Below are 11,555 nucleotides of genomic sequence, written 5' to 3' on the forward strand. Positions count from 1 at the left end.
TGGCCGGACCGGATCCGGGCGGCGACACCGGACCGGGGGTTACCCACGGGTAGGGCATACTGCCGCCCATGAGCCGGCAGCGTCGTCGACACGAGGTCCCCGCGCACTCCCCCCGTTCCGCGGTGGTCACCGGCGCGGCCCGCGGCATCGGCGAGCAGATCGCCCGCGAGCTCGTCGGGCGCGGCTACCGGGTGCTGGTCACCGACCTCGACGAGGCCGCGGCGCAGGCCACCGCGACCCGGATCGGGGCGGCCGCCGGCACCGCCTGCGACGTCACCGACCCGGCCGCGTCCGCGGCGGCGGTGGCCCGGGCCCGCGAGCTCGCGCCGCTGGGCGCCTGGGTGAGCAACGCCGGCGTCGGCTTCGACGGCACCGTCACCGACATCGCCGAGGCCCGCGCCCGCGCGCTGGTCGAGGTCAACCTGCTGGGCCCGATCTGGGGTGCCCGGGCCGCGGTGACGGCGTTCCGCGAGCAGGCGGCGGCGGGGACGGCCCGCGGCGGCGAGATCGGCGTGACCGTGTCGCTGTCCGGCCTCGGCCCGGTTCCGGGCCTGTCGGTGTACGCGGCGTCGAAGGCGGGCGCGCTGTCCGTGGTGTCCGCGCTGGCCTCGGAGGTGCGCCGGGAGGGCATCGGGGTGCATGCGGTCTGCCCGGACGGGGTGAACACCGAGCTGCTGCGCTCGATGACGCCCGGCGGCCAGGGCCAGGCGCTCGTGCGGTCCGGGGTGCTGGTCACCCCCGAGCAGGTCGCGACGGCGCTGGTCGGGATGTTCGGCACCGGCCGGGTCTACCGGACGCTGCCCGCCTGGCGGGGCGCGCTGCTGCGCCTCACCGCGCTCGCCCCCGGGCCCGCACTGCGCCTGGAGCCCGCGATGCGCGCGCTCGGCGAGCGGCGCGCCCGCTCGCTGCGCCCCTGACCCGGCGGGTCAGGCGTCGCGGTCCTTGGCCCGCAGCTCGCGCAGCATCCGCTCCCGGCGCTCGCGCTTGCGCAGGGCGCGGTCGCGGGCGTCGTGCTCGCGCATCCGGTTCGGGTACCCGACGAGCTGCACGTCGTAGATCGGCATCTGCAGCGACCGGGCCAGCTTCTTCGCCGCGTTCGGGTTCGCGACCCGCCTGCGGGTCCACTCGCCGTCGTGGGCGACGAAGACCACCGTCGTCTCCGTCACGGTCGTGCGCGGTTCGACGAAGGCCTCGACCCCGATCCGGGCGGCCGACCACTCACGCAGGTGGGCCTCCCCCTCCGCGTACGCGCCACGCCTCCCGCCGGAGCCGGATCCCCGGCCGGACCTGGGGCCCGACGGTCCACGTGACCGGAACAGGTCGAGCAGACCCATGCGCGTCTTCCTCTCGTCGATCCGGTCGCACCCCTACGAACCGGACACGGTAGCTCCGAGGGCCCAACGAACGGGATCACGGATTTGCTCCCGACACCCCACTGGCGCAGTCGCGGCCGGATGACAAGATGGGCGCCGCGTAGCGGGGTCCCGTCCGGCGGAGCCGGTCCACCGGCGGTGACCCCCGGAGGGAGCTGATCGGTGTCCGACCCGGGCGCTCGTTCCGCCGACCTGGTGATCCTGGGCGGCGGCTCCGGTGGCTACGCCTGCGCGCTGCGGGCCGCGGAGCTGGGCCTGTCGGTGGTCCTGGTCGAGAAGGACAAGCTCGGCGGCACCTGTCTGCACCGCGGCTGCATCCCCACCAAGGCGCTGCTGCACGCGGCCGAGGTGGCCGACCAGGCCCGCGACGGCGCGCAGGTCGGCATCCGCTCCACGTTCGACGGCGTCGACATGGCCGGGGTGAACGCCTACAAGGACGGCGTGGTCTCCCGGCTGTACAAGGGCCTGCAGGGCCTGGTCGCCTCGCGCGGGATCACCGTGGTGCCCGGTGCGGGCATCCTGGAGGGCCCCGGCACCGTCCGGGTCGGCGACGAGCGCATCACCGGCCGCCACGTCGTGCTCGCCACCGGCTCCTACGCCCGGTCGCTGCCCGGCCTGGAGCTGGACGACCGCATCGTCACCTCCGACGCCGCGATCTCCCTCGACGAGGCCCCGCGCCGGGTCGTCGTGCTCGGCGGCGGCGTGATCGGCGTCGAGTTCGCCAGTGTGTGGCGCTCGTTCGGGGCCGAGGTCACGATCGTCGAGGCGCTGCCGCGGCTCGTGCCGAACGAGGACGAGTTCTGCTCCACCCAGCTGGCCCGGGCGTTCCGGCGGCGCCGGATCACCGCCCGCACCGGGGTGCGGTTCGCGAAGGCGACCCGCAGCGGCGACACCGTCACCGTGTCGCTGGAGTCCGGTGAGGAGATCGAGGCCGACCTGCTGCTGGTCGCGGTCGGCCGCGGCCCCAACACCACCGGTCACGGCTTCGCCGAGGCCGGCGTCGCGATGGACGGCGGCTTCGTGACCGTCGACGAGCGGCTGCGCACGAACCTCGACGGCGTGTACGCCGTCGGGGACGTCACCCCCGGCCTGCAGCTCGCCCACCGCGGCTTCGCCCACGGGATCTTCGTCGCCGAGGACGTCGCGGGGCTCGCGCCCCGCCCCGTCACCGACGACGGCATCCCGCGCGTCACCTACTGCGACCCCGAGGTCGCCTCGGTCGGGCTGACCGAGCAGGCCGCGCGGGACCTCCACGGCGAGGTGCACACCCTGACCTACGACCTGGCCGGCAACGGGAAGTCGCAGATCCTGCAGACCTCCGGGGCGGTCAAGCTCGTCGCCCAGGGGCCCGCCGGACAGGGCGGACGCGTCCTCGGCGTGCACATGGTGGGCTCCCGGATCGGGGAGCTCGTCGGAGAGGCGCAACTGGTCTACAACTGGGAGGCTCTGCCCACCGACGTCGCCGCCCTGATCCACGCCCATCCCACACAGAGCGAGGCCCTCGGAGAGGCCCACCTCGCGCTGGCCGGGAGACCGCTGCACACCCACGGCTGATCCCGGCCCCACAACCCGAACACCCACGCGGAACAAGAGGAGCTCCACCCGACATGGCCGTCACCGTTGAGATGCCCGCCCTGGGCGAGAGTGTCACCGAGGGCACCGTCACCCGCTGGCTCAAGGCCGAGGGCGACACCGTCGAGGTCGACGAGCCGTTGCTCGAGGTCTCGACCGACAAGGTCGACACGGAGATCCCGTCGCCCGCCGCGGGCGTCCTGAAGCGCATCATCGCGGGCGAGGACGACACGGTCGAGGTCGGCGGCGAGCTCGCCGTCATCGGCGACGCCGACGAGGCCGACGACGCCGGTTCGTCCGACTCCGGCTCCTCCGGGAAGGCCGAGGAGCCCGCGGAGACCGAGGCGGAGCCCGAGCCCGAGCCGGAGCAGGCCGAGGAGGAGGCCCCGGAGCCGTCCTCCGGTGGTTCGTCGTCCGGTGGGGGCTCCGGCACCCCGGTCACGATGCCCGAGCTCGGCGAGTCGGTCACCGAGGGCACCGTGACCCGCTGGCTCAAGCAGGTCGGCGACGCCGTCGAGGTCGACGAGCCGCTGCTCGAGGTCTCCACCGACAAGGTCGACACCGAGATCCCCTCGCCGGTCGCGGGCACCGTGCTCGAGCACACCGTCGCCGAGGACGAGACCGTCGAGGTCGGCGCGCAGCTCGCGCTGGTCGGCGACGGCTCCGCCGCCCCGGCGCAGGACGAGGCGCCGAAGCAGGAGAAGGCTCCGGAGAAGAAGGAGGAGCCGAAGAAGGAGGCTCCGAAGGCCGAGCCGAAGCCGGAGCCGAAGGCCGAGCACCCCAAGGCCGAGGAGAAGCAGGAGAAGGCCCCGGCCGGCTCCGAGGACTCCCCCGCCGGGAGGATCGAGCCCTCCTCGAACGGCTCGGGCTCGGGTTCGGGCGAGAAGCCCTACGTGACCCCGCTGGTGCGCAAGCTGGCCCAGGAGCACGGCGTCGACCTCGACTCGGTCACCGGCTCCGGCGTCGGCGGCCGCATCCGCAAGCAGGACGTCCTCGCCGCCGCCGAGCAGGCGAAGGCCCCGGCGCAGGAGAAGCCGTCCGCCCCGGCGGCGCAGCCCGCCTCCGGTGGCGCGCCCCAGGAGCCGAAGGCCGTCCCGACCCGCGCGGACAACGCGCCGGAGCCGGGCACCACGGTCAAGCTCCCGCGCCTGCGCCAGGTCATCGCGCAGCGGATGAACGAGTCGCTCGCGACCTCGGCGCAGCTGACCACCGTCCAGGAGGTCGACCTCACCCGCATCGTCAAGCTGCGGAACCGGGTCAAGGAGGACTTCAAGAAGCGTGAGGGCGCCAACCTCACCTTCCTGGCGTTCATCGCCAAGGCCACCATCGAGGCGCTCAAGGCGTTCCCGTCGCTGAACGCCTCGATCTCCGAGGACAACAAGCAGGTCACCTACCACGGCTCGGTGCACATGGGCATCGCCGTGGACACCCCGCGCGGCCTGCTCGTGCCGGTGATCAAGGACGCCGACGACCTGTCGCTGGCCGGGATCGCCAAGAAGATCGCCGACGTCGCGGCCCGCACCCGCGACTCCAAGATCGGTCCGGACGAGCTGTCGGGCGGCACCTTCACGATCACGAACATCGGGTCCGCGGGCGCGCTGTTCGACACGCCGATCATCAACCAGCCCCAGGTCGCCATCCTGGGCACCGGCGCGATCTCGAAGGAGCCGAAGGTCGTCACCGGCCCCGAGGGCGACGACGTCATCGCCGTCCGCTCGGTCTGCTTCCTGCCGATGACCTACGACCACCGCCTGGTCGACGGCGCCGACGCCGGCCGCTTCCTGTCCGCGGTCAAGGCCCGGCTGGAGGAGGGCGCCTTCGAGGCCGAGCTCGGCCTGTAGGCACCCCCGCGACACACGGCGGCCCGTCCCGGTCCACCCGGGGCGGGCCGCCGTCGTCACCGGTCCGGGTGAACGGGTGACGATGGTCGCGGCATGTCCGGCTCGCGCGTCCGCCCGGGACCGGGAAGGATCGCGGCCGTGCGAGTCGTCGTGGCCGGTTCGTCCGGACTGATCGGAACAGCCCTGGTCGCCCACCTGAGGGGCGCGGGGCACGAGGTGCTGCGCCTGGTGCGGCGCACCCCCGCCGCCCCCGACGAGCGCGGCTGGGACCCGCCCGCCGGCACCGTCCAGGACGGCACCCTCGACGGCGCCGACGCGGTCGTGAACCTCAACGGCGCCGGCATCGCCGACCGGCCGTGGACCGGCGCCCGCAAGCAGCTGATCCGCGACTCGCGCAACGTCCCCACCGACGTCCTCGCCGAGGCCGTGGCCCGGCACAGGGTCCCGGTTCTGGTCAGCGGCTCGGCCGTCGGCTACTACGGCGACACCGGCCAGGTCGTCGTCGACGAGTCCGCGCCGTCGGGCTCGGGGTTCCTCGCCGACGTGTGCCGGGACTGGGAGGCCGCCGCGGCCCCCGCCGTGGACGCCGGCGCCCGGGTGGTGCTCGTCCGCACCGGCCTGGTCCTGTCCCCCTCCGGCGGGCTGCTCGCCATGCTGCGCCCGCTGTTCAAGGGGTTCCTCGGCGGGCGCATCGGCAAGGGCACCCAGTTCATGCCGTGGGTCTCCCTCGACGACCAGGTCGCGGCGATCCGGTTCGCCGTCGAGACCGAGGCCCTGTCCGGCCCGGCGAACGTGACCGGCCCGGTGCCGGTCACCAACGCCGAGTTCACCAAGGAGATGGCCGCGGCGGTCGGGCGGCCCGCGCCGTTCCCGGTGCCCGGCCCGGTGGTCTCCACCGTGCTCGGCGAGATGGGCCGCGAGATGCTGCTCGGCGGCCAGCGGGCGGTGCCTGCGGCCCTGCTCGAGGCCGGGTTCCAGTTCCGCCACCACACCGTCGGCGACGCGCTCTCGGCCGCGGTCGGGTCATGACCCCGTCCGACGTCGACGTCCTGGTGGTCGGGGCGGGCCTGTCCGGCCTGCGCGCGGCCACCGTGCTGCACCGGCACGGGCTGACCGTGCGCGTGCTGGAGTCCGCCGACCGGGTCGGCGGGCGGATGGCGACCGACGTCGTCGACGGGTTCCGCTGCGACCGCGGTTTCCAGGTGCTCAACACCTCCTACCCGGCGCTGCACGCCGCGCTCGCCCCGCACGGGCTCGACACCCTGGCCGCGCGGCCCTTCGAGCCCGGTGCCGCCATCCGGGCCGGCGACGGCGAGCTGCACCGCTTCGTCAACCCGCTGCGCCGCCCGGCGTCCGCCCCGGCCACCGCGCTGGACGACCTGTTCGGCCCGATCGAGAAGGCCAAGCTCGTCGCGTGGACGGCGAAGGTGCTGGCCTCGCCGCCGTCGCGGACCGCGACGCTGGTCGACTCCTCCGCCGCCCGGGACCTCGACGCCGCCGGGCTCGGCGGCGCGGTCACCGACCGGTTCCTGCGCCCCTTCCTGTCCGGGGTGCTCGCCGAGACCGCGCTGGAGACCTCGGCCGCGTTCGTGCGGCTGGTGTGGCGCAGCTTCGCCCTCGGCACGATCGTCGTGCCCGACGACGGCATGGAGGCGCTGCCCCGGCGGCTGGCCGCGGCCCTGCCCGAGGGCACCGTGACGCTCGGGACCCGGGTGCACGCCGTGCGCGGCGGGCCCGCACCCGCCCTGGACACCGACGACGGCACACTGTCCGCGCGGGCGGTCGTCGTCGCGGCGGACCCGAGGACGGCCGCCGCGCTGCTGCCCGGGGTCGCCGAGCCGCGGATGAACGCGCTGACCACGTTCTTCCACGTCCCGCCGCAGGCCCCGACGGCCTCCCCGCTGCTGCACCTGGACGGCACCGGCGGGCCGGTCGTCAACACGATGGTGATGACCGCGGCCGCGCCGGGCTACTCCGCCGACGGGCGCCCGCTGGTGGCGTCCTCGATCGTCGGGACCCCGGGGTCCACCGGGGTCGACGAGCCCGCGGTGCGCCGCGAGCTGGCCCGGATCTGGGGTGTCGGCACCGACGACTGGGCGCACCTGCACACCGCGCAGGTCGACGAGGCGCTGCCGCTGTTCGAGGCGGGGCGCCCGGTGCGCCGCGACGTCGACCTCGGGGAGAACCTGTTCGTCGCGGGCGACCACCGCGACACCCCGTCCACCCAGGGGGCACTGGTCAGCGGCCGCCGGGCCGCGCAGGCCGTCCTCGCCCGGCTGGGCGCGGCGTAAGCTCGCCGCCATGCCCGCACCGCATCTGTCCTGCCGCGCCGGAACCGACGACGTCCGGGTCGACCGGCTCGGGCGCGTGGAGTACCAGGCGGCGTGGGACACCCAGAAGGCGCACGCCGAGGCCCGCAAGAACGGCGGGCCGGACGTGCTGATGCTGCTCGAGCACCCGCCCGTCTACACCGCGGGGCGGCGCACCCGGCCGGAGGACCGGCCCACCGACGGCACCCCGGTCGTCGACGTCGACCGCGGCGGGCGCATCACCTGGCACGGGCCGGGGCAGCTCGTCGGCTACCCGATCGTCGCCCTCGGTGAGCCGATGGACGTCGTGGACTACGTCCGCCGCCTGGAGGAGGCCCTCATCCGGGTCTGCCACGACCTCGGCGTGACGAGCGCCGGCCGGGTCGAGGGGCGCTCCGGCGTCTGGCTGCCCGCGCAGGGCTTCACCCCCGAGCGGAAGGTCGCCGCGATCGGCGTCCGGATCGCCGGCGGGGTCACCCAGCACGGATTCGCGATCAACTGCGACGCCGACCTGGGCGACTTCGGGAAGATCGTGCCGTGCGGGATCGCCGACGCCGGCGTCACCACCCTGACCGCGGAGCTGGACCGGGAGGTGACCGTCGACGAGGTCGCCGGCCCGGCGGCCGCCGCCGTGCTGGACGCGCTCGACGGCCGGCTGCCGGTGGCCGAGCACCCGGTCGTCCGCCAGGTCGACCTGATGTCCGGCCTGGGCTGATCCCCCGGCCCCGGTGCCTCAGGCGAGCTGGGGCACCACCGTCGCGGCGAAGTCCTCGATGTGGGCGAGGTCGGACAGGTCGAGGACCTGCAGGTAGACCCGGGTCGTCCCGGTGATCTCGGCCCAGCGGCCGAGCCGGTCGACGATCTCGCCGGGGGTGCCGGCGAGGCTGCTCGCGCGGATCTCGGCGGCGTCGCGGCCCGCCGCGGCCGCGCGGCGGTCGACCTCCGAGTCGTCCTTGCCCAGGCACAGCATCTGCGCCACCGAGTAGGTGAGCGAGCCCGGGTCGCGCCCGGCGGCGGTGCACGCGTCGCGGACCCGGCCGAACTGCGCGGCGACGGCCTCGGGCTGCTGGAACGGGACGTTGAACTCGGTGGCGAACCGGGCGGCCAGCGCCGGGGTCTTCCTCCTCCCCATCCCGCCGACGATCACCGGCGGCGCGTCCTGCACCGGGCGCGGCAGCGCCGGGGAGTCGGTGACGGTGTAGTGCCGTCCCTGGTGGGTGAAGCGACCGCCCAGCGGGGTCGCCCACAGCCCGGTGAGGATCTCCAGCTGCTCGGTGAGGATCTCGAAGCGCTCGGCCAGCGGCGGGAACGGGATGCCCAGCGCCCGGTGCTCGGCCTCGAACCAGCCCGAGCCGAGCCCGACCTCGACGCGGCCACCGGACATCTCGTCGGCCTGCGCGACGGCGACGGCGAGCGGCCCGGGCAGCCGGAACGTCGCGCTGGTGACCAGGGTGCCGAGCCGGATGCGCTCGGTCTCGCGGCCGAGCGCGGCGAGGGTCACCCAGGCGTCGGTCGGGCCGGGGAGACCGCTGCCGTCGCCCATCGCGAGGAAGTGGTCGGAGCGGAAGAACGCGTCGTAGCCGGCGTCCTGCGTGGTGCGGGCGACCCGCAGGAGGTCGGTGTAGCGGGCGCCCTGCTGGGGCTCGGTGAAGATCCGGAAGTCCACGGGGCGCGACGCTAGCCGCACCGGCCCGCCCGCGCCGCCCGACCACCGGCGGCGGCCGCGGGGGCCCGCTCGCTACGGTCGCGTCGTGCACCCGATCCCCGACCAGACCGGCCGGACCGTCGTCGTCACCGGCACGACCTCCGGGCTCGGTCTCGCGCTGTCCACCGCGTTGGCCCGGGCCGGGGCCCGGGTGCTGATGACCGCCCGCGACGTGACCCGCGGCCGCGCCGCGGCGCGCGGGGCCGGTGGTGAGCTGGTGCTGCTGGACCTCGCCGACCTCGGCTCGGTGCGGGCCGCGGCGGCGGAGATCCGGGAACGCACCGGGGACCGGGTGGACGTGCTCGTCAACAACGCGGGCGTCGCGATGGGGCCGCGTGCGGACACCGCGGACGGTTTCGAGCTGCAGATCGGCACCAACCACCTCGGGCCGGCCGCACTGACCTGGCTGCTGATGCCCGCGCTGCGGGCCGCCGGCGACCCGGAGCGGCCGTCGCGGGTCGTCACGACGTCCAGCCTGGGCCACCGCACCGGCCGGCTCGACCCCGACGACCTGGGGTGGCGGCGCCGGCGGTGGTCCCCGAACGCGGCCTACGGCGCGTCGAAGCTGGCGAACCTGCTGTTCGCCGCGGAGCTGGACCGGCGGCTGCGGCTGTCCGGGGACCCGGTGCTCTCGGTGGCCGCGCACCCGGGGATGACCGAGTCGTCGCTGCTCGCGAACTCCTTCCGGCGGGGCGCGACGCTGCAGGCGCGGCTGTTCGCACCGTGGGAGCGCTGGCTCACCTCCCCGGTGTCCGAGGGTGTCGGGCCGCAGCTCGCCGCGGTGACGGGGCCGGTCCACGGCGGCGACTACCTGGGCCCCACCGGGCTCGGGGAGGCCCGCGGCCCGGCCGGTCCGGCACGGCGCTCGGCGGCCGCGCAGGACCCGGTGCTCGCGGGCAGGTTGTGGCAGGTCACGGCCGCCGCGACCGGCATCACACCGGACCCCGGGCGTAGGCTGGGCGCGTGACCATCGCACCCGAAGGCCGCAAGCTCCTCCGCCTCGAGGTCCGCAACAGCGAGACCCCGATCGAGCGCAAGCCGTCCTGGATCCGCACCCGCGCCAAGACCGGTCCGCAGTACACCGAGCTGAAGGGTCTCGTCCGGTCGGGCGGCCTGCACACGGTGTGCGAGGAGGCCGGCTGCCCCAACATCTACGAGTGCTGGGAGGACCGGGAGGCGACGTTCCTCATCGGCGGGGAGCAGTGCACCCGTCGCTGCGACTTCTGCCAGATCGACACCGGCAAGCCGGCCGACCTGGACACCGACGAGCCGCGCCGGGTGGCGGAGTCGGTGCAGCAGATGGGGCTGCGCTACTCCACCGTCACCGGCGTCGCGCGCGACGACCTCGACGACGGCGGCTCCTGGCTCTACGCCGAGACCGTCCGCAAGATCCACGAGCTGAACCCGGGCACCGGCGTCGAGCTGCTCGCCCCGGACTTCAACTCGATCGACGACCAGCTGACCCCGGTCTTCGAGTCGCGCCCCGAGGTGTTCGCGCACAACCTCGAGACCGTCCCGCGGATCTTCAAGCGGATCCGCCCGGCGTTCCGCTACGACCGGTCGCTCGAGGTCATCACCAAGGCCCGCGAGTTCGGTCTGGTCACCAAGTCGAACCTGATCCTCGGCATGGGCGAGACCCCCGACGAGGTCACCTCCGCGCTGCAGGACCTGCACGACGCGGGCTGCGAGATCATCACGATCACCCAGTACCTGCGCCCGACCAAGCGCCACCACCCGGTGGAGCGCTGGGTCAAGCCCGAGGAGTTCGTCGAGCACTCGACGGCCGCCGAGCAGATCGGTTTCGCCGGCGTGATGGCCGGGCCGCTGGTGCGCTCGTCCTACCGGGCCGGCCGGCTCTACGCCCAGACCGTGGCCCACCGCGGCGAGGAGCTCTCCCCCGCCCTGGCGCACCTGGCCGACTCCGGCCCGGCCGCGCAGGAGGCCAGCTCCCTGCTGGCACGCGGCTGAGACCTCCTCGCACCGTCGATCACCGGTCGGAAGTAGGCTGGTCACATGCCCGGCAAGCCCCGTAAGCCCTCGCCCGAAGAGAAGAAGGCGCTCAAGGCCCAGAAGAAGGCCGCGTCGAAGCAGCGTCGCCAGCAGATCTGGCAGGCGTTCCAGATGCAGCGCAAGGAGGACTCCAAGCTCCTCCCGATCATGATCGGCGTGTTCGTCGGGTCGATCGTGGTCGTCACGCTCATCGGGTGGCTGCTGGGCCTGGTCTGGTTCTTCGTGCCCTTCGGCATCCTGATCGGCGCGCTGGCCGCGTTCAGCATCTTCGGGCGCCGCGTCCAGAAGTCGATCTACGTGAAGGCCGACGGGCAGCCGGGCGCCGCAGGCTGGGCGCTGGACAACATGCGCGGCCAGTGGCGGATCACCCAGGGCATCGCGGGCACCACCCACCTCGACGCGGTGCACCGGGTCATCGGGCGGCCCGGGATCATCTTTGTCGCCGAGGGGGCCCCGCACCGGGTGAAGACCCTGCTCGCACAGGAGAAGAAGCGCACCGCGCGGGTCGCCGGCAGCACCCCGATCTACGACGTGATCGTGGGCAACGAGGAGGGGCAGGTCCCGCTCAAGGGCCTGCAGCGCCACCTCATGAAGCTGCCCCGCAACATCTCCGCCGCCGAGATGGACTCCCTGGAGGGCAAGCTCAACGCCCTCGGCAGCCGCTCGGCCGCGATGCCCAAGGGGCCGATGCCCCAGGGCGCCAAGATGCGCAGCATCCAGCGCACCGTCCGCCGCCGCTGACCCC

The 11,555-nt window shown here is 74.6% G+C and carries 11 protein-coding genes; 9 read left to right on the plus strand and 2 right to left on the minus strand.

Annotated features, from left to right (window positions below; translation table 11 throughout):
* Positions 1 to 68 precede the first annotated feature (68 nt).
* Positions 69 to 917: an SDR family oxidoreductase gene (locus tag ND486_RS16320; protein WP_251785016.1), complete on the plus strand. Its 849-nt coding sequence runs from the start codon at positions 69 to 71 to the stop codon at positions 915 to 917.
* Positions 918 to 926: 9 nt separating this feature from the next.
* On the opposite strand, the gene ND486_RS16325 is transcribed toward ND486_RS16320, so the two are convergent.
* Positions 927 to 1,334, minus strand: a complete 408-nt coding sequence (locus ND486_RS16325; RefSeq protein WP_251785017.1) for an oxidoreductase — start codon at positions 1,332 to 1,334, stop codon at positions 927 to 929.
* Positions 1,335 to 1,535: 201 nt separating this feature from the next.
* Between ND486_RS16325 and lpdA the strand changes: the two genes are divergently transcribed.
* The 5 genes from lpdA (at position 1,536) to lipB (ending at position 7,810) form a co-directional block, all read left to right on the plus strand.
* The gene (lpdA, locus tag ND486_RS16330) at positions 1,536 to 2,927 is read left to right on the plus strand and encodes a dihydrolipoyl dehydrogenase (RefSeq protein ID WP_251785018.1); all 1,392 of its coding nucleotides are present in this window, start codon (positions 1,536 to 1,538) and stop codon (positions 2,925 to 2,927) included.
* A gap of 53 nt (positions 2,928 to 2,980) precedes the next feature.
* A complete protein-coding gene (gene sucB / locus ND486_RS16335) occupies positions 2,981 to 4,786 on the plus strand; it encodes a 2-oxoglutarate dehydrogenase, E2 component, dihydrolipoamide succinyltransferase (protein ID WP_251785019.1) in 1,806 nt (601 codons plus the stop codon).
* A 138-nt stretch (positions 4,787 to 4,924) separates the two neighbouring features.
* Entirely contained in the window at positions 4,925 to 5,815 is an 891-nt protein-coding gene (locus tag ND486_RS16340) for a TIGR01777 family oxidoreductase (protein WP_062403285.1), read from the plus strand.
* Positions 5,812 to 7,077 carry an NAD(P)/FAD-dependent oxidoreductase gene (locus ND486_RS16345; RefSeq protein ID WP_178373448.1) on the plus strand — a complete coding sequence of 422 codons (1,266 nt, stop codon included), beginning with the start codon at positions 5,812 to 5,814 and terminating at the stop codon, positions 7,075 to 7,077. Before ND486_RS16340 ends, ND486_RS16345 begins: the two co-directional genes overlap by 4 nt.
* Positions 7,078 to 7,087: 10 nt before the next feature.
* Positions 7,088 to 7,810: a lipoyl(octanoyl) transferase LipB gene (gene lipB / locus ND486_RS16350; RefSeq protein ID WP_208822353.1), complete on the plus strand. Its 723-nt coding sequence runs from the start codon at positions 7,088 to 7,090 to the stop codon at positions 7,808 to 7,810.
* Positions 7,811 to 7,828: 18 nt separating this feature from the next.
* On the opposite strand, the gene ND486_RS16355 is transcribed toward lipB, so the two are convergent.
* On the minus strand, positions 7,829 to 8,761 hold the full coding sequence (locus ND486_RS16355) for an LLM class F420-dependent oxidoreductase (RefSeq protein WP_251785020.1): 933 nt from the start codon (positions 8,759 to 8,761) through the stop codon (positions 7,829 to 7,831).
* 85 nt (positions 8,762 to 8,846) lie between these two features.
* Here ND486_RS16355 and ND486_RS16360 point away from each other — a divergent pair, with 85 nt between their 5' ends.
* From ND486_RS16360 to ND486_RS16370, 3 genes are read left to right on the plus strand one after another with little or no spacing between them, the layout of a single operon-like run.
* A complete protein-coding gene (locus ND486_RS16360; protein ID WP_251785021.1) occupies positions 8,847 to 9,767 on the plus strand; it encodes an SDR family NAD(P)-dependent oxidoreductase in 921 nt (306 codons plus the stop codon).
* Positions 9,764 to 10,768: a lipoyl synthase gene (lipA, locus tag ND486_RS16365; protein WP_062395976.1), complete on the plus strand. Its 1,005-nt coding sequence runs from the start codon at positions 9,764 to 9,766 to the stop codon at positions 10,766 to 10,768. Before ND486_RS16360 ends, lipA begins: the two co-directional genes overlap by 4 nt.
* A gap of 45 nt (positions 10,769 to 10,813) precedes the next feature.
* Complete coding sequence (locus tag ND486_RS16370; protein ID WP_062395977.1) at positions 10,814 to 11,551, plus strand: DUF4191 domain-containing protein; 738 nt, start codon at positions 10,814 to 10,816, stop codon at positions 11,549 to 11,551.
* Positions 11,552 to 11,555 lie beyond the last annotated feature (4 nt).

The sequence above is a fragment of the Pseudonocardia sp. DR1-2 genome, from assembly GCF_023717215.1.
GTDB classification, from domain to species: Bacteria; Actinomycetota; Actinomycetes; order Mycobacteriales; family Pseudonocardiaceae; genus Pseudonocardia; species Pseudonocardia alni.

Excerpts from the sequence above, each read along its gene's own strand:
- ND486_RS16320 (WP_251785016.1), top strand. The coding sequence starts at position 69 with ATGAGCCGGCAGCGTCGTCGACACGAGGTCCCCGCGCACTCCCCCCGT.
- ND486_RS16325 (WP_251785017.1), bottom strand. The coding sequence starts at position 1,334 with ATGGGTCTGCTCGACCTGTTCCGGTCACGTGGACCGTCGGGCCCCAGG.
- sucB (WP_251785019.1), top strand. The coding sequence starts at position 2,981 with ATGGCCGTCACCGTTGAGATGCCCGCCCTGGGCGAGAGTGTCACCGAG.
- ND486_RS16345 (WP_178373448.1), top strand. The coding sequence starts at position 5,812 with ATGACCCCGTCCGACGTCGACGTCCTGGTGGTCGGGGCGGGCCTGTCC.
- lipB (WP_208822353.1), top strand. The coding sequence starts at position 7,088 with ATGCCCGCACCGCATCTGTCCTGCCGCGCCGGAACCGACGACGTCCGG.
- ND486_RS16370 (WP_062395977.1), top strand. The coding sequence starts at position 10,814 with ATGCCCGGCAAGCCCCGTAAGCCCTCGCCCGAAGAGAAGAAGGCGCTC.